Origin of the sequence: Pseudoalteromonas piratica (assembly GCF_000788395.1) — a bacterium.
Classification (GTDB): Bacteria; Pseudomonadota; Gammaproteobacteria; order Enterobacterales; family Alteromonadaceae; genus Pseudoalteromonas; species Pseudoalteromonas piratica.
Map to the genome: position 1 here is coordinate 1026243 of NZ_CP009888.1, position 22193 is coordinate 1048435.

Sequence of the window (22193 nt, forward strand, 5' to 3'; positions counted from 1 at the left end):
TAAAATGCCTTTTTTTGCGTATCAAGCGAAAGATAGACAAGGGAATCCGGTTAACGGAGAACTTGAAGCGCAAGATGATAATGCGGTTGCAGATACGCTATTAAGGCGCGGTTTAATACCTCTTTCTATCAAACAAAGTAATGGCAACAAAGAAGGTGAAAAGTCAGCGATTACGGCTTTTTTTCAACCAAAAGTGTCGCTTGATGAGCTGATTATTTTTTCTCGCCAAATGTATTCTTTAATGAAGGCGGGTATCCCAATTATTCGTGCCATTGTTGGTCTTGCAGAAACTACTACTCACCCAGTGTTTCGCGAAACCTTACTTGATGTTGCAAAACAATTGGAGCAGGGGCGTAACTTGTCTGCGGCATTTGCAAGCCATAAAAAAGTATTTAATCGTTTGATGATTTCAATTGTTGTGGTGGGTGAGAGCACGGGTAAGTTAGAGGACGCTTTTTTACAACTCGCTACTTACTTTGAACAAGAGCATGAAACACGCAAACGGATAAAAGCTGCAATGCGTTATCCAACTTTTGTCATTATTGCGCTCGCAGTGGCTTTGTTCATTCTAAATATTTTTGTGATCCCAACATTTGCTGAAATGTTTAGTAAGTTTAATGCTGAATTGCCATTAATGACCCGTATATTAATTGGAACATCAAACTTTTTTGTCGCTTATTGGCATCTGTTAATTCTTGCAATAACAGTGACTTTTTTTGCGATTAAAAGTTATTTAAATACACCCGTTGGCAGGCGAAAGTGGGACAAAGTTAAACTTAAAATTCCGATTGTTGGTGGTATTATCGAGCGCTCTTTACTTGCAAGGTATAGCCGTTCTTTTGCTATGATTTTAAGAGCCGGCGTGCCAATGACAACAGGATTATCACTAGTTGCTGAAGCAATTGATAACGCATTTATGGAAGAAAAAGTAATTGATATGCGTAGAAGTATTGAAAAGGGCGAAAGCTTATTACGTGCTTCTAAAAGCAGTGAGTTATTTACCCAGTTAGTTTTACAAATGGTCGCTGTGGGTGAAGAAACTGGACGTGTAGAAGAGCTGCTACAGGAAGCTGCAGAATTTTACGAGCGAGAAGTTGATTTTGACCTAAAAAGTCTGACAGCGAAAATAGAGCCCATTTTAATCAGTTTTGTTGCAGCTATGGTACTGGTGCTCGCATTGGGTATTTTCACACCAATGTGGGATATGATGTCAGCAATTAAAGGGCGATAAAAGAAATGAACGAGAGTAGTTCAGGTATTTATCGATTCTTATTGGTAATAATTGTTTTTAGCCTGCTTTATTGGGTATTGGCAGGAAAAATGCTCACAATTTATGATGATGTTGAAAAAGTATCAGTTCAAAGATCAAAAGAAGACTTTGTTACAAGCGTCAATCACATTAGACAGCAGTGGATGCGAGATAAACAACCTGAAGTGAAGATCAAGCTAGTTGGACAAACAAATTTGGCGCACGATAGTGAGCTTAGTGTGTTAGTTAATGAAAAAGGCTTTGCGGTAAAGGTGCTTGCTACAGAGCACTCTCAATGTGATGGATTGTTTAAATATCTGCAGGCAATTGCACTTTCGGAAGTAAATAGTGTTGAAATTATAGATCGTGGTCAAGTTATCGGGTGTAAATACACTAAAAATTCGAAAATGTTGTTTAAGTACTTGTTCTTAAATGGCATAGTTAGCAGTAATTAATTTAAATGGTAACTGTTTGTTACCTTTACGTCGTCGAGGCAAAAATATGAAGAGTAATCTAATTAAACAAAAAGGGTTTACCCTTATAGAGTTGATTATCGTTGTGATAATTTTGGGCCTTTTGGCTGTGACTGCATTACCTCGCTTTATCGATATTCAAGAAGATGCTGAACGCTCAACAATTGAAGGTGTTGCAGGTGGATTAGCTTCTGCGGTTGGTCTAGTACGTGCTCAGTGGGAAGTGTTAGGTCGACCGGATAATAATACTACTACGAACTTTATTGATTATGACACAACCCGTGTAGGGATTGATCCTGATGTAGGCTACCCAACATCTGGCGTTGACGCGTCTGGCAACGAAGTTGCAGGTACTACAGAAACAACGGCAATGAGTTCAGCAAAATGTCAGGCAGTATTAAATTCTGTGCTACAAAGCGCCCCATCAAATACAACCTCAACGGCATCAGCGACTGTTGAACAAAACACTTACTTGGTTCGCTTTGTTAATAATGGCTCAGCTGACGGTGCGAGCGATACTTGTCTATACTATCTTGTAAGCACATTAGATTTAACCGCACTACCAGGTAATGCATTAGATACAAATTTCCGTGGTATTGAATACACACCAGCTACGGGTCAAGTACTCGTTTTTGGTAACTAATTTAGAATTAAGAGGTAATTCAAATGAAAAAGCAAACAGGTTTTACGTTAGTAGAATTAATTATTGTAATCGTTATTTTAGGTATTTTAGCGGTAACTGCAGCGCCTAAATTTTTAGATTTACAAGGGGATGCAAATGCATCAACTATTCAAGGTGTTGCTGGAGCAGCGGATAGTGCTAGTTCTATTGTTTATGGTAAATCTGTGATTGCAGGTTTACAAAAGCAATCAACTGGAACAATTACAGCTGATACAGGTGAGTCTATAGGTGTTGTATATGGATATCCAAGTGTTGATTTAACTAGCGGAGCTGCATCAGGCATTGTTGTTGCAATGGATGTAAATGTAGCAGACCTAAACAACGGTGGAGTTGCTAATTCTGCGGACTTCAATTTTGATGTTATAAGTGGTGCAGGCGTATTTTACGCTAATGGTTCAACAGCACCGACAGCTGTGAGCGATGCTGGTTGTTTTGTTTGGTACGCGCCTGCTACTCGCACAGGTACATCACCAAATTTTGTTTATAATGCAGCTACAACAACAGTTGTGACAACAGACTGCTAATAAGTTTTAAATGAAACAACAAGGTTTTAGTCTTGTAGAGCTAATTATAACCTTGGTAATTTTAGGCACCTTGGCAGTTACTGTGGTGCCTAAATTTTTTACGAACGAAACTTTTGACAGTTATGAATTTCGCGATAGAACACTCACCATTTTGCGCACTATGCAACTTCGTGCAATGCAAAACACGAGTAATACGATGTCTCACAAGGTGTGTATTAGCGCCAGCCAAATAGCCCCAGCACAAACGAATAACTGTACAAGTCTCGCGCTTAATTTTGCTTACTTAGTTCTTAATATTCCAACAAATAGTACCGCAACAAGAGTCCGGGCTATGGATTCAAACAATGCGGCCTTTAGTGAAATCGAATTTGATGACTTTGGTAGACCAAATTTAAACTGCATAACAAATTGCAAAATAGATTTTGGTGACGCTGATATTTGCATTTCTGAGCAAGGTGGCATTTATGCCTGCGAATAAGCCAAAAGGTTTTACCTTAGTTGAAATGATCTTTGGCATTGTGCTGATGGCAATCGTACTTACTATCGTTACAAGCCTTTTAGCGCCGCAAGCAAGGCAAAGTGCCGACCCTGTGATTCAAGTAAAAGCAAATGAATTGGGTCAAGCGATGATGAATGAAATATTGGGACGCTCGTTTGATGAAAACTCGCGCCGAAGTCCACCCTATATCCGCTGTGGTGAGGCGGGCTTTAGTAGCTGTACATCACCAGCAGATTTAGGCCCTGACGGAGAAACACGGGTAGCATTTAATGATGTTGATGACTTTATCGGTAATTATAATACAGCTAATTTAACTAACAGTCTTGGCCAAAATATTGCGGCGGATTATGCCGGTTTCAGTGTGTCGGTTAGCGTAGTTTATGATGATGATGCCAATGGAGTAGCAGACACAACAGGGGATTTTAATAAGCTTAAATTAATAACCGTCGAGGTAAATGCCCCAACAGGTGATGTTTATGGCTTTGCTGCTTACCGGGGTAATTACTAATGCCAAGATTGCTTAAAAATGGCTTTACCCTAGTTGAGTTAATCATTGTTATTGTACTTATTGGCATTGTTAGTATTAGTACAATGCAGTTTATCAAGTTTGGTGCTGAAATTTATGCCACAGGTACTGAGCGAGATGAAGTGGTAGCACAAGCTCGTTTTACACTTGTAAGGTTAAGTAAAGAGCTACGTCAAACCACGCCAAACTCCATCAGAATAACCAGCGGAAATGTAGCTGGTAGAAATTTCCAGTGCCTCGAATTTACACCATTTAAAGCGAGCAGCACATACGTTAATAACCCACCGCTTGATATTAATAACTCAGGTGAATTGATAGTGGTGGCATTTGATAATGAAGACAAAGCATTTGAGAATGATCGTGTAGTGCTTTATCCGCAAAGCCCTGATGATATTTATAATTTAAGTAACAATCGAGTGCGTTTGCTTAATGCTGATCCTGTCGTTGAGGAGGCTAATAAAACACAGCGCTGGTCCTTTGATAATGGCTTCGCCGCAGCATCACCTACACAACGCTTGTTTGTTCTAAACGCGAGCCCGGTTAGCTTTTGCGTAGAAGGCGACCGTTTATATTATTATCAAGGCTATGCTTTTTCACAAACCCAAGCAACACCAACATTGCTTAATGTACTAGGTGGTGTAAAGGGGCAGTTATTGTCTAAGTACATCTCCAATCAGGATGTCTTTGAGTTTAATAATGCGAGCCTTACGCGAAATGCTATTGTTAATATAAAAATGGTAATGGGATTTAACAACTCAGAGACCTTAGTATTTAATCACGAAGTGCATATTCCGAATGTGCCATAGGTAGAGCGATGACGTTAAGGTTTAAACAACGAGGCAGCCTACTGATTACATCACTTTTTGTCGCGATTGTGTTGTTAGCTATCGGTTTGGCGTTAACCAGAGTTATTGAAGGCGGCGCGCAAGCAAACGCTGTTGAATATTATGGTTCGAAAGCTTTTCTCACAGCACAGTCAGGAATCGAGTGGAAGTTGCAGAAGTTATTTCCGTTAGATAATTCAAACGGCCCCTGTGATAATTCGGTACCACCAAATGATTTTACTAATGCAAAATATATGGAAAACTGTCAGTTTATTGAGTTGTCATGTCGCTCAATTGATGATGTAAGCGATGCTAACTCGATAGGTGGCTCAGCATTGGTAACAGTATATCGAATTACCAGTACGGCGAGTTGTGATTCTGGTCAGTGGACAACACAGAGAAGTATAAATGTTGAAGCAAAAACCCTTAACTAGCTTTTTCTACTTACTGTTTTTTTTACCTAATATGGTTTGGGCAAATTTGCCTGCCTGTGAAGATGTTTTTCCATCTGGTGTAGCGACATTTAATAATGGCACTGCATATATCGATAGCGGTGGTAGAGTTTCCGGTCAAAGCGATAATATTATTGTAACAACCAACTTATCTGATAGTAATCCTGCTGCATGTGGCACTAAATGCGTTCAATCAGGCACAAATGCTGAAACAATTAGTGAGCCGACATTAAATAACCCAAGTACAACCATTCCAAATAACGGCAAATTATCAGGTGATTATTATTTCGCAGGTTCGCTTCTGCTTTCTCGGCCAAACTTACGTGTCACAGGCCCAACACGGATCGTAGTAAAAGGTTCACTGTCAATTTTTTCAGACATTGATGTTTCGCAACCAGATGATTTAATTATTTATGTCGCGGGCAGTGTTTCAACGGCAAGAAATATTTCATTTGGTGGCTACCTTTACTCAGAAAGTTATATCGATCTCGAACAAGGTGTGACCTTTAATGGTGCGTTTACAGCTGGTGCATATGGCATTATTCGTGATGGTGCGAATGTTACCTATTCGACCCCGAGCGTCATTAATAATTTCACCGGTATCTGTGGAGCCGCAACAAATATACCTGATGCCACCCCTGTTGCAGAGTTCCGCTTCGATGAATTTTCATGGCTAAGTGGTGTTAATAACCAAGTAATTGAATCTATTAATGGCACGCATGCGACCCCTTTCAATTTACAACCGATTGAAGGCAAAATTTGTAATGCAGCTTATTTTGACGAGGGGATCACTAATGCACGAATTGATTTGGATGAGAGTTTAATTAGTGGTAGGCAGTTTACGCTGTCAGCTTGGGTCAAAAGTAGTTTTACAGGAAGTCAGGTTTTAGTCTCTGGTGCGCAAAATAACAATAATGCAAATGAATTAATTTGGTGGCACCCAAGCAGTCAGTTATTTGAACCTTGGATTAAACAAAACCCCGGTTCGCGAATAGCTTTAACAGATTTCTCTGATAACCAGTGGCGTCATTTCGTTTGGAAACGTGATGGTGCTACCTCTTGCTTTTATGTTAACGGACAATCGGTTGGTTGTATTTCTGACACCAGTAATGGTGCATTGAACATCAACCGTTTAATGTTGGGTCAAGAGCAAGATTCACTGGGCGGTGGATTTGACACTAACCAGCGCTTTCGAGGGATGCTCGATGAGCTGTTAATCTTTGATCAGGCTATTAGTGATACGCAAATTCAAACAATATACCAAAACCAAAATCAAGGATTAGGCTGGGATGGCGCAGCTCGCAACGATTATTGTGGTGCAAATGGCTGGTGGCAACTCGATAATGATTTTCTTGATGCAAACTTAACTAATCCAAATGATTTATCCCCAACAGGTAACCCAACCTTTGGAATAACGTCTCCTGGACCTGCGAACACTATTGGCAGTCAAAGTACATGTGATTATGTTGAATTTGATGGGAATGACTATGCATCTGTGGATGATAGTGGTGAATTTAATTACCAAGAACTGACTGTAAGCACTTGGGTTTACCCAACAGAAAACCGCAGCGGCCTGCGTAGTTTAGTCTCAAAAGATGAACACTTTGAATTTCACTTAGACTCAAATAATCGACTATTTTGGTGGTGGCAAAACGCTTCTCGCCAAGCGCGATCATTTACCAGTTCGCGCACTGTGCCTCTTAACCAATGGACTCATGTGGCTGTGGTTTATAAATCAGGGTTACAACGCATGTACATTAATGGTGTTGCGGATGCATCTCGCACTTATACCGATGGTCTTGCAGATTCCCCTTGTAAGTTTTTTATCGGGGTGGATGTGGGCACAAATACTTCAACCCAGTGTGGTGGTGTTCGTAGTGACCGATATTTTAAAGGCTACCTTGATGAAGTTAGAATTTATTCGCGTGCTCTACAACAAGCAGAAATTCAAACGGATATGAACACAGTACGTACCTGTGACAATGTGCCAAGTGTAGATCATTATAGGTTGACACTAAATGATAACACCGGCCTAACTTGTGAAGCTGAAACAATGAAAATCGAAGCGTGTGCGGATGATAGCTGTAGTAGTTATTATCCAAATTCAGCAACGGTTGCATTAGCAACAAGTGGTGGAGGTAGCCCTAGTTGGTCACCTTCAAACCCGTTTACTGTGAATGGCAGTTTGAATATAAGCTTAAATAATACGCAAGCAAGTACAATACTATATTCATTGAATAGTGGCAGTACTAACCCAACTTCAAACTTAAGGTGTTTTGTCGGCGGTAGTGAAGTTTCTTTGGCTAACTGTTATACCGAGTTTGTCGATACTGGATTTAAATTGAGCACGATCTCTGATCAAGTTTCAGGTATTCCGTATGCAGCTGAGTTATTAGCTGTGAGGAAAAATGATGACACAGGTGCCTGTGAAAGTGTCTTTACAGGCCCACAAACAGTTAACTTTACCAATAACTTTGTGCAACCGAGCAGCCCCTCATCAATGGCGTTTACAGTGAATAATACGCCAGTAACAAATGTTACACCTGTGACTGTTAACTTTGACCCAGCTAATAACTATAAAGCAAATTTGGCTTTAGATTATTTAGATGTAGGAAGGCTCAGTTTATCGGTTTCTGCAACCGCACCTAATGGGGCGAGCTTAACAGATACATCAAATTCTTATGTAGTGCGCCCTGCACGGTTTAATATTATTGTATCTGGCGATCCGAATGCATCTGATGCAGAAGATCCAATCTTTAAAATGGCGTCTGAAGATTTTACCGTGCGGGTTGAAGCTCACAACGCAAATGGAGATATAACAACTAACTTTAATAATGCAGAGATAACAGGTTCGGTTGACTTAACGCATAGTTTGCAAGCACCTTTGGCTGGTGTATCTGGTACTTTGTCACCCAGTGCTGTGCCTTCTGATGGTTTTACTTCAGGTGTTGCTACGCTTACCAATGTAAAATTCAATGAAGTAGGGATTATTCAATTACGTGCTAGCCTTGCGAGCAGCAATTACCTAAATCATAGCGATGGCGCAACAATCACAGGTACTAAAGAGAATGTTGGGCGTTTTATTCCTGCACAATTCTCAATGGCAAACCCCGTGATTACCAGTGGTTGCAATACTTTCAGTTATTATGGTCAGCCATTCAATAGTTTTAGTTATGAAGTGCACGCAGAAGATGTGCTAGGTAATCTTGTTAGCAACTACCTTTATGATGCAACTGCGACTAACAATTATGCCAAAGCGACAATTGAAAACTTAATTGAAAATGATGATCCTGATGCTGCCAAATACCAACCTGCCACAGCGTTATCAAGTAGATACAGTTTAACTTCTGCATCAATCAATTGGGATAAAGGAAAATATCTCTTAAACAGCACCGATGCCAAACTAAATCGTGATATTGCAGGACTTGCACTAGGCAATTTACCAAGTTCACCGATGATGCAATTATTACCTTTAGTCCGATTAACGGATCCCGACGGTAAAGCGTTAAATGATTTAGACCAAGATGCGAACCTCGCGGCAGGCGCTACCACAACCTTCGACAGCAAAACTATTGCTGGGCCTTTTGAAATGCGTTTTGGCCGATATGTTATAAGTGATAACTTTGGTAGCGAATTTGAAAATTTACAGATTCCTATGAAGGTAGAATACTGGAACGGGACAAACTTCATTCTTAATCGCGCAGACACTTGTAGTCAGTACATTGAAAGCCGTCTAGTAATTGAGGATAACCAGGCAACCGTGAATGGCCATGATGGCACATTTACAAATGGTACTTATTTAGAGGGCAGTTTGGGTATTCAATTACAAGCGCCAAATACACCTCGCAGCTTTACAGTTGATTATAACTCGCCAGAAACTTGGCTGCGCTATGACTGGAATGGAGACAATAACTTTAATGACCCTAATGACAATCCGAGAGGCGTTTTACAATTTGGACGTTTCAGGGGAAATGATCGGGTTATTTATTGGCGCGAAAATTAATGGGTTGAATAGTTTGCACTTGCAATTCACTTACACACTCAGGTTGCGATGAAACAAGGTTGAAAACCCTATTTTTGTCACTGATACTTTAACAAAAATTTAAATCATTAAAGCATCTTTCACTATTTAGTTGAAAATTTGCCATAAAGCTAAGACAAAGCTTGTGTTTTGCATAACAAAAAAATAGCATAAAGCATTAGGGTAATTAGCCCTTACGATAAAAACGAAAACAAGAAATCCAAAAATCGGCCGTTTTGGGAATAATTATATGCGATTAGCACCTTTGTCATTAGTGATCTCGCTTAGCCTGTTTACTTGGCAAGCACATGGACAAGACACTAATACAGTATCAAGTATTCAAGCTGAGATAGATGTAAAGCAGTCTGAATTCAAAGAGTTATCAAGTGTTTTAGATAAGCACTTAAAGCAAGAAAAGCAACTGCAAGAGCAGTTGGAGTTACTTCGTTCACGTTCAATTTCATTAGAAAAAGAACGCAATCAAGCATTAGATGCAATGAATGATTTGTATCGTCGTTTAATTGAAGATCCAACGCTCAATATCAGTGCAGCGCAAGCGCGCTATCAAAAAGCCATTAGCGATCTTCAACAAAACAAAGATGATATCGACTTACAACTAGTTGCAATTGCTTCTCACCGTAAAGATATTGAAGCGATCCGTGTTTCTAAGCATACCTTAGTGAATACTTTAGAAAGCTTAAAACAACAGAAAAACACTGCACGTGTTGAGCGATTACGTAATGAATTTACCCGTGAAGGCACTGTTGAAGTAAATCATACGGTAAATTGTAAACGTACCGAAACATTAGCGGCATGTGAACAGCGTGGTCAATCGCAAGGTTTGCAAAAAGCAACCAAGCGTTTTATGGATCAGATTTTTGCCAATATTACAGAGCAAAGAGTGGTTGAACCAAAACGCAATATGTCTGGTGCTCAGGTTCAAGTATTGAGCAGCCATGTTGTGAGCAGTTCATTTAGCGGACAAGGTAATTACAACACCAATTTAAGCGTTACGATGCGCGGCGAAGTGAACGCAAGTCGATTATGTAATTTACTTAACCTGGATAACAGCTTCTGTTCTGATTATGGTTCAGCCATCCCTAATGTGTACCAACCGGTGATGAATGCAACCTATAATGAACCAGTTGTACGCTTTAAAGATAATAAAAACACACCATCATCAACTAGCATGGTTACTAACCGAGATACGGTTCAGGTAAATACCCCTAAAAAAGAGCGTTTATTCCAGTTAACACTGCGTTCTAATGTGCGTGATGATGAAGTGTATATTAATGGTGTTAGCTATGGTTCGACTCGCTTAGATGTGTCGTTACCAGCTGGAAACTATGATATTGAAATCCGCAAGTCGGGCTATCAAACGTATACACGAAGACTTAACCTCAAACGCTCGCAAACAGTGCGTGCAAATCTTCGTAAAGAAACCATTTCTAAATCAAACGTTAACCAACCACGTTCAACCCAGCCATCAAATAGTAACACCTCTTCATTATCTGCGCGAAACCTAGCAAGCACGAGCGGTATGGTGGTGATTCCTGCTGGTGAGTTTGAAATGGGAGATTTAACGGGTAATGGTTTGGCAAATGAGCAACCTGTAGTTAAGAAAATTCTTAGTGCATCGTATGCGATGAGTGAAAAAGAAGTTACGGTAGCCCAATATAATGAGTTTGTTGCTGAGACAAGCTATCAAACTGAAGCTGAAAGTGGTCAGGGTTGTGCATACTATTTAAATGGTGAACCAGTTTGGGAAGCATCTTTAAATTGGAAGAATCCAGGTTATGAACAAAAAGATAACTTTCCGGTTGTTTGCCTAACTTATTCAGATGCAAAAGCTTATGCTGATTGGTTAAGTGAAAAAACGGGTAATGAATATCGTTTACCTACAGAGGTTGAGTGGGAATATGCTGCGCGAGCTGGCACCAGAACAGATTACCCTTGGGGTAATGACATTGGTAATAACCAAGCAAACTGTGGGTGGTGTGGTAGTGAATGGTCTAACAGTAGCCCTGCGCCAGTAGGTTCATTTAGTGCTAACCGTTTTGGTGTATACGACACTGTTGGTAATGTGTGGGAGTGGACGCAAAAAACGGCTGGTCGTTCAGATGTTGCCATTCGTGGCGGTGCATGGAATTTTGCACCTACACTAGCACGTGCTTCTACTCGTTTGATTTTAGCTACGGACTTTCGTGCTAATTACATCGGTTTTCGTCTAGTGCGTGAGCGCTAAACAACTAATTATTTAAATTTGAGCGTTTAGTTATTTAACAACAATAAAACTGAGCCTCTTTCGTTACAAGGATACCCCAGTTCCATGTTTAAAAAATTACGTGGTCTTTTTTCTAACGATTTATCAATCGATCTCGGAACTGCTAATACACTTATTTATGTCAAAGATCAGGGCATAGTGTTAAATGAACCATCAGTAGTAGCAATTCGTCATGATAAGCCTGGTGGCCCGAAAAGCGTTGCTTCTGTTGGTCATGAGGCAAAACAAATGCTTGGCCGTACACCTGGCAACATCAAAGCCATTCGTCCTATGAAAGACGGTGTAATTGCCGACTTCTATGTAACCGAGAAAATGTTGCAGCACTTCATTAAGCAAGTGCATAACAACAATTTTTTACGTCCAAGCCCGCGTGTTTTAGTATGTGTTCCTTGTGGTGCAACACAGGTTGAAAAGCGTGCTATCCGTGAATCTGCTATGGGTGCCGGTGCTCGCGAAGTATACTTAATTGAAGAGCCTATGGCGGCAGCTATTGGTGCTGGTTTACCTGTATCGGAAGCAACAGGTTCAATGGTAGTTGATATTGGTGGTGGTACTACTGAGGTTGCTATCATTTCCTTAAACGGCATTGTTTACTCATCATCTGTCCGTATTGGTGGCGATAAATTTGACGAAGCAATTATCAACTATGTACGTCGTAATTTTGGTAGCTTAATTGGTGAAGCAACTGCTGAGCGTATTAAGCACGAAATTGGTTCGGCATTTAATGGTGATGAAGTTAAAGAAATTGAAGTGCGCGGTCGCAATCTTGCAGAAGGCGTACCACGTTCATTTACACTTAACTCAACAGAAATCTTAGAAGCGTTACAAGAGCCGTTACAAGGTATTGTAAGTGCAGTTATGGTGGCACTTGAACAGTCACCACCTGAGCTTGCATCTGATATTTCTGCGCATGGTATGGTGTTAACTGGTGGTGGCGCATTATTGAAAGATTTAGATCGTCTGCTTATGGAAGAAACGGGAATTCCTGTTGTAGTTGCTGAAGATCCTCTAACGTGTGTTGCGCGTGGTGGTGGTAAAGCACTTGAAATGATCGATATGCATGGTGGCGATGTGTTTAGTTACGACTAGTAACTAAACACAATTATTTGACCTCTTTGAGGGTACAATGAATTTAATTTTCGGTAGAAATACCTCATTGCAATTGCGTTTAGTAATTGCCATTGTATTGAGTGTTGTTTTAATTATCGGCGACCGTTTCACCGACGGTGGTTCTAAAGTAAGGGCTAGCTTAAACACAATTGTTAGCCCTTTGTTTTATCTTGCCAACCTACCATATGAGATGTTTCAAGAAGGCAGTAAAAACCTGTCATCTCATCAACGTTTAATGGTTGAAAACGATGCTTTGAGAGAAGCACAGTTAATCCAAAACCAAAAATTACAGCAGTACGAATTTTTACAACTCGAAAACCAAAAACTACGAGCATTATTAGGCTCATCTAATAAGCTAGAAGAAAGAAAGCTTATTGCGCAAGTACTCTCTGTTCATTCAAATCCATACAGTCATCAGGTATTGATCAACCGCGGCCTGCTGGATGATGTGAAAGAAAGCTTAGCAGTGATTGATGAAAAAGGTATTGTTGGTCAAGTTACCAGTGTTGGCAGCACAACCAGCCGAGTGTTGTTAATTACTGATACTCAACATGCGACTCCAGTTCGAATTTTGCGTAATAATGTGCGTACAGTGGTTGAAGGTATAGGGAAAATTGACCAGTTAAAACTATCGCATGTGCCTCATAGTATGGATATTCGTATTGGCGATGTATTGGTAAGTTCAGGCTTAGGTGGTGTGTTTCCTGAAGGTTACCCAGTTGCAACCGTAACAAGTATTAACCGCAATGAAGGACGCCCATTCTCAGAAGTCTATGCAAGCCCGATTGCAGAATTGGATCGTATTCGTTTATTGATTTTACTCTGGCGTCAAGAGGTAGCCGATGACTAAGCATATGGGCTTTATTTTATTATCGGTATTTGTTTCTTTAGTGTTGGCGTTGATGCCACTGCCGATAGCATTTGAAATGTATCGCCCTGATCTTGTGTTATTGGTGATAATGTATTGGTCGATTGCATTGCCACATAGAGTCAATATCGGGTTTGCGTGGTTTGCCGGACTGATTATTGATTTAGCACTCGGTTCGCCACTAGGTGTGCGCTCACTCACTTATGCTATCGTAATTTATATTACCGCCAGCAACTATCAAAAAATCCGGAATTTTAGTGTGTGGCAGCAAGCAATTTTAGTGGCACTTTTCCTCGCACTTTATTATCTGCTAGTCTTTTGGTTAAACCACTTTTTACTTGATATTTACTTCTTACCTCAATATCTCTGGCCAGTTTTAACCGGTGCGCTCGCATGGCCATGGTTATTTTTATTATTACGTAAATATCGACGTCATTTTAGGATTCGTTAATGTCGACAAAAATTTACCTTGCTTCAGCTTCACCAAGGCGAAAACAATTACTCTCACAATTAGATGTGGCGTTTGAGCAATTTGCAACAGATATTGATGAAAGTCAGGTAGAAGGGGAGACTGCAGAGGCATTCGTTAGCCGTTTAGCCGAAGAAAAAGCGCTCGCTGGTGTTGAGATTGCTGAACAAGATTATCCCGTACTTGGTTCCGATACGATCGTTGTTTTAAATGGTCAAGTGTTAGGAAAACCAACAGACCAGTCAGATGCAATAGCCACGTTAACAGCACTTTCAGGTCAAACTCATCAAGTGATGACAGCTATAGCGTTTGCTAACAAAAGCAAAGTTAAATCTATGCTGGTAACAACAGAAGTTACCTTTAAGCATCTCTCCCAGCAAGAAATAAACGACTACTGTGCAACGAAAGAACCGCTTGATAAGGCCGGCAGTTATGGTATCCAAGGTGGTGCAGGGCGATTTGTTACTAACCTCAATGGTAGCTATTTTGCAGTGATGGGATTGCCACTTTATGAAACAGAAAAGTTACTTAACGAATTTATAGCGGAGGGTGTATGAGTTCAGAATTATTAATTAACGTTACACCTAGTGAAAGCCGCGTTGCACTTATTGAAAATGGTGTATTGCAAGAAATTCAAGTTGAGCGCGAAGGCAACTTAGGTATTGTTGGTAATATTTACTTAGGTAAAGTCAGCCGTGTATTACCAGGCATGCAAGCCGCATTTGTTGATATCGGGCTAGAAAAAGCCGCGTTTTTACACGCATCAGACATTGTTAATAGCACTTCAATTGCTGAAGGGGTTGATGATCAGCCTCTCAAGAAAGTACAAGATATTCGTGAGTTGGTTAGGCAAGGGCAATTTATTATGGTGCAAGTGGTGAAGGATCCACTCGGTACCAAGGGAGCGCGTTTAACTACTGACATTACCATTCCATCTCGTTATTTAGTTTTTATGCCTGATGCCACACATGTGGGCGTATCTCAACGTATTGAGAGTGAAGATGAACGTGAACGCTTGAAAAAAATAGTCGCGCCATTTCATGATCAAGAAGGGGGTTTTATAGTGCGCACCGCAGCAGAAGGTGCAACAGAAGCTGAGCTTGAGCATGATGCAAAGTTTCTAAAAAAACTCTGGCATAAAATTTCTAAAAAACGCAAAAAAACCCGTAAAGAATCTATTTTACATGAAGATCTGACCTTAGCATTTAGAACGCTCAGAGATTATGTTGGTGAGGATATGGAGCGTATTCGGGTTGATTCAAAACTGACTTATCAGCAATTAACCGCGTTTACGGAAGAGTTTGTGCCAGAACTCGCTAAAGCACTTGAATATTACCCAGGTGAGCGCCCAATTTTTGATTTGTTTAGTGTTGAGCATGAAATTCAAAAAGCATTGGTACGTAAAGTTGAGCTTAAATCAGGTGGGTATCTCATTTTTGATCAGACCGAAGCAATGACAACGGTTGATGTTAATACCGGGGCTTTTGTTGGGCATCGTAATCTCGAAGAAACTATCTTTAATACAAATATTGAAGCAACCCAAGCAATCGCAAGACAACTGCGTTTACGTAATTTGGGGGGCATTATTATTATTGATTTTATCGATATGGCCAGCCCAGAGCACAAACGCCGTGTTTTACACAGTTTAGAAACTGCCATGGCACCGGATCGTGCAAAAACGAATATAAATGGCTTTTCGGCATTAGGGCTTGTAGAAATGACGCGCAAGCGCACACGGGAAAGTTTAGAGCATATTTTGTGTGGTGAGTGTCCTGTGTGCAAAGGGCGTGGTGCTTTAAAAACAGTTGAAACTGTTTGCTATGAGATCTTACGTGAAATTGTCCGTGTTAATCGTGCATATGATGCCACTAAATTTGTTGTTTATGCCTCGCCTGCGGTCAGTGAAGCGTTGATCAATGATGAGTATCATAACCTTGCTGAACTTGAACTTTTTATTAAGAAACAAGTCAGTATTCAAACGGAAAGCTTGTATAATCAAGAGCAGTTTGATGTGGTGATGATGTAGTGCAAAAAGTAAGGCACACCTGTTTTTGGTGTTTACGTAAAATTTGGCAAATATTCGCGATCAGCCTAGTGCTGGTCGCTGTGCTTGTATCCTTGTTAAAATATACTCTGCCTTATGCTAATGATTATAAAGGCGAAATTGAGGCGCTTTTAACAGAGCAAGTGGGTACCGATATTGCTATTGGGTCTATTTCTGCAGGGTGGGAGCACACAGGCCCAGCGTTGGTTTTAAACCAAGTCTCATTTGGTAAAGAACAATCTTTAGCACTTGGCCTGTATGTTGAGCAGTCTCGTTTACATGTCAATGTGTGGCAATCCGTTTTGCAGCGTCGCCTTGTGTCTAATTATTTTGTGTTGTCGGGTTTAGAGGCAAAAGTTGATTTAAACCAAACAATGCCAAGTGGTTCGCAAAACCAAGACAGTGCAAACTTGATTGAAGTACTGGAAACCTTATTTCTTGCCGAAAGCGGTCATTTTGCTGTTGAAGATAGCCAGCTATTTATTAGAACTAAGCGAAATGAAAGTCGATTAATAGCTATCGAACGAGTTACTTGGCAAAACCGCAATACGCAGCACCAAGGGGTTGGTTACATCACCTTACCTGGTATTTCAGACAATCGTTTAGAAGTTATTCTTGATCTATACGGTGCGCATTTTGCTGAGTCATTTGGCACTTTGTTTTTAGAAAGTAAAAACCTTAATGCCAGCAGCTGGCTGAGCGATGTGCTGGCAGATAATGTAAGCCAAGTTAAAAGTGATATTAATTTTAAAGCATGGGCGCGTTTTAAAGAGTTCCAAGTTGAAAATGTACAACTAGATTGGTCACCTAGTAATATTTCTTGGCAACAAGGGAAAGAGAAAAAACGCTTTCAAATTAATGACGGCACTTTTCGTTTAAGACCCAATAATACTGCTTGGACACTGGAAACGTCAGAATTAAATATTGGGGCGAATCAAAATCAATGGCCAGTATTTGGCGGCAAACTTGACTTCCTTGGCGAAAACCTAGTTGCCCATTGGCGTGACTTTCCACTCGCACTGTTGAGTGATATCGCACCGTTACTGCCTTTTGAAGAAACTCATGTACTTGAACAATTAAAACTTAAAGGCACAGTGCCTGAACTTTATGTTCGTTATCACGACAGCCAGGACTATTTTGTTCAAGGTAAGGCGCGAGGGCTTTCTTGGCAACATTTTAAGGGTGTTCCAGGTGCGCAAAACTTATCTCTAGAATTTATTGCCGATCCAACTGCCGCTAAGTTGTCTGTGCAGGGTAATGATGATTACTTAATGACAGGTGAGTTGTTTACGCGCGCAATTCCATATAAACAATTAGATATTGCGATTGATTTTATTAAGCAAGCAGAAGGTTGGCAGCTGCAAAGCGATACAATTTGGTTAGATAATGATGAGCTCTCATTTGCCGCTGAGTTTTCGCTTGATTTGTTCGAGCAAACTGAGTTGAGCTTATATGCTGAAATGCAAGGGCCAGAAACACTTAAAGCGCGTCATTATTTCCCCCGCGGTTATATGCCACAAGGTACTATTGATTACTTAAATCGTTCCTTGCGAGGTGGTCGCATCGATCTCGCTAAAGTCTTATGGCAGGGGAAATTGAGTGATTTTCCTTATCGAGATCACAATGGCCGCTTTTTAGTCGACGCGAAAGTTGTTGATGCGACTTTTAATTTTAACCAAGCTTGGCCGGATATCACGGATCTTAATGTAGATTTAATTTTCTCTAACGAACGCATGGATATCCTTTCACAACAAGGTGAATTAGCCGGGTTACGTTTAGGGCAAGGCGTTGTTGTCAGCATTGATGATTTATCCAATGCAAAAACCCTTAATGTGGATATTGAAACGCTTCAGCAAGCAGAAAAACTGCAACCTTTTTTTGCTGCAACACCATTAAATAATTCGGTAGGTACTGTGCTTGAAACGGTGCAAGGAAAAGGCGAAGTTTTAGGTAAAACACGTATTTTAGTGCCTCTTAGCAAGCAAGGCGAAGTCGAGGTTACTGGTGAAGTCGACTTCTCAAATACACCGGTTTATATCGCTAAACCGGGAATCCCATTTGATAATGTCACGGGGACGTTAATATTTAATAACAGTGACATCGCACTTAAAAATGCCAAAGCAACCTGGTTAGGTATGCCGTTTAACTTTAATTTGCAAGGAGAGCAGAAGGACGAAAACTATGCACTCTCACTGACTGGCGATGCACTTTGGCAAGTGAATGATATCGTCAAGCATACACAAGGTGTGATGGCGGGCTATTTAAGTGGTGTCGTACCGTTTGATATTGCATTTAACATGGAGCTTAAACCGCAAGGTTTTAATTATTCGGCAAGCGCTAACTCAAATTTAGTTGGATTTGGTACAAACTTACCTGCACCTTACTCTAAGAAAAGTGATGCAGTTTGGCCTCTTTCGTTAACAGTGCAAGGTGATGAAATTTCGAATTTGGTCACAGCAAATATCAATCAAAAGCTGTTCTTCAATAGCATTATTGATAATCGTAAAGCAGCGGTAACAAATGCACATTTAATCGTTGGTGAAAAAGATTTAGGCATTAATGCGTCTGGTTTTGATGTCTCTGTTCAGTTAGCTAATGCCGATATTGTTGAATGGATCCCTTTTATTGATCATCTGATCACCACGCCGAGTGAATCAAGTAACTCAAATAAGATTTTTCCCAGTTTAAAAGAAGTTAATGCCAATATTGAATACGCTACCTTATCAGAAATCGAGTTTAATGATTTAGAGATAAACTTATCAGCACTAGCACAATCGACTCAGTTGAAAATCAATGGCAAAGAAGTGCGAGCAGAGGTGAGTATCCCGCGTGTGTTAGCGCAGCGACCGGTATTCATTGAGGCGGATTATTTAAGACTGAACTTTAAACAACAACCTGAAACTGAGGTGGGGTTAACTCCCTTAGGTAGCTTTGATAGTCCAAAAGACAATGAGTGGTTAATGCATTTGCCCGCAATACGTTTCAATTGTTCTGATTGTAAAGTGGATAGCTATCAACTAGATAAGATTCTTCTCGATATCGACCCCGCTGAGAATGGCTTGCTCATAAGCCAGTTGAATATTGACAAAGGCAAGCACCAATTTATTGGTGAAGGAAGTTGGCAAAAGCAAAAATCTAACTTAACAGGCAAACTTGTAAGTAAAGATATTGGTGAACTTACTGATGAGTTTGACCTAACAAGTTCAATTAAAGAATCAAATGCTGAAATAGATATTGACCTAGCTTGGTATGGCACCCCTTACGAGTTTAATACTGCTTCTTTGTCAGGGGATTTAAAGTGGCGATTAGGCGATGGTTATATTACGGATATTAGCGATGGCGGAGCGCGCGTTTTTTCATTACTGAGCCTCGATTCTTTGGTGCGTAAACTAAAACTCGACTTCCGAGATGTTTTTGCAAAAGGCTTTTTCTATAACAGTATGAAAGGCACAATGCAAATTGATAAAGGGGTCGCTTACACTAATGATGCTGAGCTTAATGGTGTTCCTGCAGATTTAACGATCAAAGGCTATGCCGATTTAAATACCCGAAAAATAGACTACACCATGTGGATTGCCCCAGAAGTGACTTCAAGTATTCCTGTGATAGTTGCTTGGATGGTTAATCCTGTTACAGGCTTAGCAGCACTTGCTATCGATAAAGTGCTCCATTCGGCTCGGGTTATTTCAGAGATTGAATACACAATTACCGGCACGTTTGATGAGCCAGTAGTAACTGAAAGAGGGAAGAAAAGTCGCGAAATTGAAATACCTCAACCAAAACAAGACGATTTGCCCCAAGAAAAGAAAATAATCCCGCTTACCGAGCAACAAGCACCAACAGTACAGAGCGAACGGGAGCAAGAACAATGATTGCAGTGCTTCAATGGACGGTTAGCTCAGTTCCTGAAAAAAACCTCGATTATTTGCACCAAGAACTCATTAAACTTCGCAAACAATATAAAACAAAACAGTTACTTGTTTGCTTACCAGAAGGTTTTGCCTGTTTTGATGCAACTCCCAGTGATTTAATGGCGTTTGCACATGCCAGTGAGCCGTTTATCGCCTCGGTGCGTGCGTTAGCTAAAGAATATAATGTGTGGATTAATGCGGGCACAATTCCTATTGGTGAGGCTGATAAATATCATGCCGCATCACTTTTGATAAACTCCAATGGTGAGGTAGTTGCACGCTATAACAAAATTCATTTATTTGACGTGGATGTTGATGATAGTAAACAGAATTACCGTGAATCGAATTCAACGATAGCGGGTAAAGACCTTGTTGTGGTTGATACACCATTTGGCAAAATAGGCATGACGGTTTGCTACGACATGCGTTTTCCCGGATTATTTGGTGCGCTTAGCGCGCAAGGTGCGGATATTATTTTGGTGCCCTCAGCGTTTACAGTGCCAACTGGTAAAGCGCATTGGTTGCCGCTTCTTCAGGCCCGAGCAATTGAGAATCAAGTGTTTATTGTAGCGGCCGCAACGACAGGTACTCATGATCGAGGTCGTGAAACCTATGGTCATAGTGTGGTGATATCACCCTGGGGTGAAATTGAAGCGATGTTAGCAACACAGCCTGACAATATCGTATACTTACCCAATATGGATAAATTGACAGAAGTAAGGCAAAGAATGCCGCTGCTGTCTCATAACCAATTTAATTATGAGTTTAAACATGAGCAATAACGTAGAACAGCATTTATTAACGCAAAGCGGTCTTTCTCGCCAAGATTTGCTCGATAGTTTGTCTTTAATTCAAGAACACCATATTGATTATGCCGATTTGTATTTTCAGTCAAGCCACCATGAATCTTGGGTATTAGAAGATGGTATCGTAAAAGATGGTAGCTACAACATCGAACGCGGTGTTGGTGTGCGCGCTATTTCTGGTGAGAAAACAGGTTTCTCTTACTCTGATGCTATCAATAAAAATGCTATTACCCAGGCTGCACTTGCAGCTAGAACAGTAGCAGCTAAAAACAGTGCTGACATTACCACAAGTAAAACTCAGGTGGTGGAATTGGATAAGCATATTATCCAACCCATCATGCCAATAAGCAGTTTAAAAGATAGCGAAAAGATTGATCTGCTTAAACAAGTAGACGCCTACATTCGTCAAATTGCACCTAACGCATCGCAAGTAGTTTGTTCTATGGCTGCGGTTTATGAAGAAGTGTTGATTGCTGCCAGTGATGGTACATTTGCAACCGATATTCGCCCGCTTATTCGTTTAAATACATCAGTGTTATTAGAGCAAGACGGTAAACGTGAACGCGGCAGCGCCGGTGGTGGTGCGCGTTTAGATTATGCTTATTTTTATGAACTAGTAGATGGTAAACCACGTTGGATGACGTATGCTGATGAAGCTGTGCGCCTTGCGAATGTGAATTTACGAGCGGTAGAAGCACCAGCAGGTACCATGCCTGTTGTACTTGGTGGTGGTTGGCCAGGTGTATTACTTCATGAAGCGGTTGGCCATGGCTTGGAAGGTGACTTTAATCGTAAAGGCTCATCGGCGTTTAGCGGTAAAGTAGGACAACAAGTGGCATCTAGTTTATGTACTGTTGTTGATGATGGCACGTTAGATAACCGTCGCGGTTCGCTTAATGTTGATGATGAAGGTGTGGCTGCAGGCTATAACGTACTGATTGAAAATGGTGTGCTTAAAGGTTACATGCAAGACAAGCTCAATGCGCGCTTAATGGGTGTGCCGCCTACAGGTAACGGTCGCCGCGAGTCTTATGCGCATTTACCGATGCCGCGAATGACAAACACGTATATGTTGGCTGGTGAGAGCACGCAACAAGAGATTATTGAAAGCGTTGAAGAGGGGATTTTCGCGACAAACTTTGCGGGCGGTCAAGTAGATATCACTTCCGGTAAGTTTGTTTTCTCAGCATCAGAAGCTTATTTAATTAAAGATGGCAAAGTAACACAACCAATCAAAGGAGCCACTCTTATCGGTAATGGACCAGATGTCATGCATAAAATCTCTATGGTAGGTAATGATTTGTCACTGGATAATGGGGTAGGTGTGTGTGGCAAAGATGGTCAAAGTGTACCAGTAGGCGTTGGTCAGCCTAGCCTTAAAATTGATGAGTTAACAGTAGGTGGTACAGCTGCCTAATTGTTATTTGGCCAGTTGCTTTGAGTTGGGATAC

The 22193-nt window shown here is 40.7% G+C and carries 18 protein-coding genes; all 18 read left to right on the top strand.

The genetic code is table 11. The features are described 5' to 3' along the window. Positions 1-4 precede the first annotated feature (4 nt). The gene (locus OM33_RS04720; protein ID WP_038639357.1) at positions 5-1231 is read left to right on the top strand and encodes a type II secretion system F family protein; all 1227 of its coding nucleotides are present in this window, start codon (positions 5-7) and stop codon (positions 1229-1231) included. A 5-nt stretch (positions 1232-1236) separates the two neighbouring features. Next, positions 1237-1704: a hypothetical protein gene (locus OM33_RS04725; protein ID WP_038639359.1), complete on the top strand. Its 468-nt coding sequence runs from the start codon at positions 1237-1239 to the stop codon at positions 1702-1704. A 46-nt stretch (positions 1705-1750) separates the two neighbouring features. After that, entirely contained in the window at positions 1751-2365 is a 615-nt protein-coding gene (locus OM33_RS04730; RefSeq protein WP_038639362.1) for a prepilin-type N-terminal cleavage/methylation domain-containing protein, read from the top strand. Between the two features lie 23 nt (positions 2366-2388). Further along, the gene (locus tag OM33_RS22950; RefSeq protein WP_038639365.1) at positions 2389-2928 is read left to right on the top strand and encodes a prepilin-type N-terminal cleavage/methylation domain-containing protein; all 540 of its coding nucleotides are present in this window, start codon (positions 2389-2391) and stop codon (positions 2926-2928) included. Positions 2929-2938: 10 nt separating this feature from the next. Next, entirely contained in the window at positions 2939-3406 is a 468-nt protein-coding gene (locus OM33_RS04740; protein WP_038639367.1) for a type II secretion system protein, read from the top strand. Beyond that, positions 3393-3935: a type II secretion system protein gene (locus OM33_RS04745; protein WP_038639370.1), complete on the top strand. Its 543-nt coding sequence runs from the start codon at positions 3393-3395 to the stop codon at positions 3933-3935. The genes OM33_RS04740 and OM33_RS04745 overlap by 14 nt, the downstream gene beginning before the upstream one ends. Beyond that, positions 3935-4759, top strand: coding sequence for a prepilin-type N-terminal cleavage/methylation domain-containing protein (locus OM33_RS04750; RefSeq protein ID WP_038639374.1), 825 nt, complete (start codon positions 3935-3937; stop codon positions 4757-4759). Before OM33_RS04745 ends, OM33_RS04750 begins: the two co-directional genes overlap by 1 nt. Positions 4760-4767: 8 nt before the next feature. Next, positions 4768-5211, top strand: coding sequence for a hypothetical protein (locus OM33_RS04755; protein WP_038639377.1), 444 nt, complete (start codon positions 4768-4770; stop codon positions 5209-5211). Continuing rightward, positions 5186-9232, top strand: coding sequence for a LamG domain-containing protein (locus OM33_RS04760; RefSeq protein WP_038639381.1), 4047 nt, complete (start codon positions 5186-5188; stop codon positions 9230-9232). Before OM33_RS04755 ends, OM33_RS04760 begins: the two co-directional genes overlap by 26 nt. Positions 9233-9500: 268 nt before the next feature. Further along, positions 9501-11495, top strand: a complete 1995-nt coding sequence (locus OM33_RS04765; RefSeq protein ID WP_038639383.1) for an SUMF1/EgtB/PvdO family nonheme iron enzyme — start codon at positions 9501-9503, stop codon at positions 11493-11495. Positions 11496-11579: 84 nt separating this feature from the next. Further along, positions 11580-12623 (top strand): rod shape-determining protein, encoded by a 1044-nt coding sequence (locus OM33_RS04770; RefSeq protein WP_038639386.1) that lies wholly within the window; start codon positions 11580-11582, stop codon positions 12621-12623. A gap of 37 nt (positions 12624-12660) precedes the next feature. Beyond that, positions 12661-13494: a rod shape-determining protein MreC gene (gene mreC / locus OM33_RS04775; protein ID WP_038639388.1), complete on the top strand. Its 834-nt coding sequence runs from the start codon at positions 12661-12663 to the stop codon at positions 13492-13494. Further along, a complete protein-coding gene (gene mreD / locus OM33_RS04780) occupies positions 13487-13963 on the top strand; it encodes a rod shape-determining protein MreD (protein WP_038639391.1) in 477 nt (158 codons plus the stop codon). Before mreC ends, mreD begins: the two co-directional genes overlap by 8 nt. Continuing rightward, entirely contained in the window at positions 13963-14538 is a 576-nt protein-coding gene (locus OM33_RS04785) for a Maf family protein (protein ID WP_038639393.1), read from the top strand. The genes mreD and OM33_RS04785 overlap by 1 nt, the downstream gene beginning before the upstream one ends. Beyond that, on the top strand, positions 14535-16007 hold the full coding sequence (rng, locus tag OM33_RS04790) for a ribonuclease G (RefSeq protein ID WP_038639396.1): 1473 nt from the start codon (positions 14535-14537) through the stop codon (positions 16005-16007). The genes OM33_RS04785 and rng overlap by 4 nt, the downstream gene beginning before the upstream one ends. Beyond that, positions 16007-19897: a YhdP family protein gene (locus OM33_RS04795; RefSeq protein WP_052140896.1), complete on the top strand. Its 3891-nt coding sequence runs from the start codon at positions 16007-16009 to the stop codon at positions 19895-19897. The genes rng and OM33_RS04795 overlap by 1 nt, the downstream gene beginning before the upstream one ends. After that, positions 19894-20718 (top strand): carbon-nitrogen hydrolase family protein, encoded by an 825-nt coding sequence (locus tag OM33_RS04800; protein WP_052140897.1) that lies wholly within the window; start codon positions 19894-19896, stop codon positions 20716-20718. The genes OM33_RS04795 and OM33_RS04800 overlap by 4 nt, the downstream gene beginning before the upstream one ends. Continuing rightward, entirely contained in the window at positions 20708-22159 is a 1452-nt protein-coding gene (gene tldD, locus OM33_RS04805; protein ID WP_038643023.1) for a metalloprotease TldD, read from the top strand. The genes OM33_RS04800 and tldD overlap by 11 nt, the downstream gene beginning before the upstream one ends. The last annotated feature ends 34 nt before the right edge of the window (positions 22160-22193 follow it).

What these genes read in the sequence shown, in the direction of transcription:
- OM33_RS04720 (WP_038639357.1), top strand. Translation starts at nt 5, where the DNA reads ATGCCTTTTTTTGCGTATCAAGCGAAAGATAGACAAGGGAATCCGGTT.
- OM33_RS04725 (WP_038639359.1), top strand. Translation starts at nt 1,237, where the DNA reads ATGAACGAGAGTAGTTCAGGTATTTATCGATTCTTATTGGTAATAATT.
- OM33_RS04730 (WP_038639362.1), top strand. Translation starts at nt 1,751, where the DNA reads ATGAAGAGTAATCTAATTAAACAAAAAGGGTTTACCCTTATAGAGTTG.
- OM33_RS22950 (WP_038639365.1), top strand. Translation starts at nt 2,389, where the DNA reads ATGAAAAAGCAAACAGGTTTTACGTTAGTAGAATTAATTATTGTAATC.
- OM33_RS04740 (WP_038639367.1), top strand. Translation starts at nt 2,939, where the DNA reads ATGAAACAACAAGGTTTTAGTCTTGTAGAGCTAATTATAACCTTGGTA.
- OM33_RS04745 (WP_038639370.1), top strand. Translation starts at nt 3,393, where the DNA reads ATGCCTGCGAATAAGCCAAAAGGTTTTACCTTAGTTGAAATGATCTTT.
- OM33_RS04750 (WP_038639374.1), top strand. Translation starts at nt 3,935, where the DNA reads ATGCCAAGATTGCTTAAAAATGGCTTTACCCTAGTTGAGTTAATCATT.
- OM33_RS04755 (WP_038639377.1), top strand. Translation starts at nt 4,768, where the DNA reads ATGACGTTAAGGTTTAAACAACGAGGCAGCCTACTGATTACATCACTT.
- OM33_RS04760 (WP_038639381.1), top strand. Translation starts at nt 5,186, where the DNA reads ATGTTGAAGCAAAAACCCTTAACTAGCTTTTTCTACTTACTGTTTTTT.
- OM33_RS04765 (WP_038639383.1), top strand. Translation starts at nt 9,501, where the DNA reads ATGCGATTAGCACCTTTGTCATTAGTGATCTCGCTTAGCCTGTTTACT.
- OM33_RS04770 (WP_038639386.1), top strand. Translation starts at nt 11,580, where the DNA reads ATGTTTAAAAAATTACGTGGTCTTTTTTCTAACGATTTATCAATCGAT.
- mreC (WP_038639388.1), top strand. Translation starts at nt 12,661, where the DNA reads ATGAATTTAATTTTCGGTAGAAATACCTCATTGCAATTGCGTTTAGTA.
- mreD (WP_038639391.1), top strand. Translation starts at nt 13,487, where the DNA reads ATGACTAAGCATATGGGCTTTATTTTATTATCGGTATTTGTTTCTTTA.
- OM33_RS04785 (WP_038639393.1), top strand. Translation starts at nt 13,963, where the DNA reads ATGTCGACAAAAATTTACCTTGCTTCAGCTTCACCAAGGCGAAAACAA.
- rng (WP_038639396.1), top strand. Translation starts at nt 14,535, where the DNA reads ATGAGTTCAGAATTATTAATTAACGTTACACCTAGTGAAAGCCGCGTT.
- OM33_RS04800 (WP_052140897.1), top strand. Translation starts at nt 19,894, where the DNA reads ATGATTGCAGTGCTTCAATGGACGGTTAGCTCAGTTCCTGAAAAAAAC.
- tldD (WP_038643023.1), top strand. Translation starts at nt 20,708, where the DNA reads ATGAGCAATAACGTAGAACAGCATTTATTAACGCAAAGCGGTCTTTCT.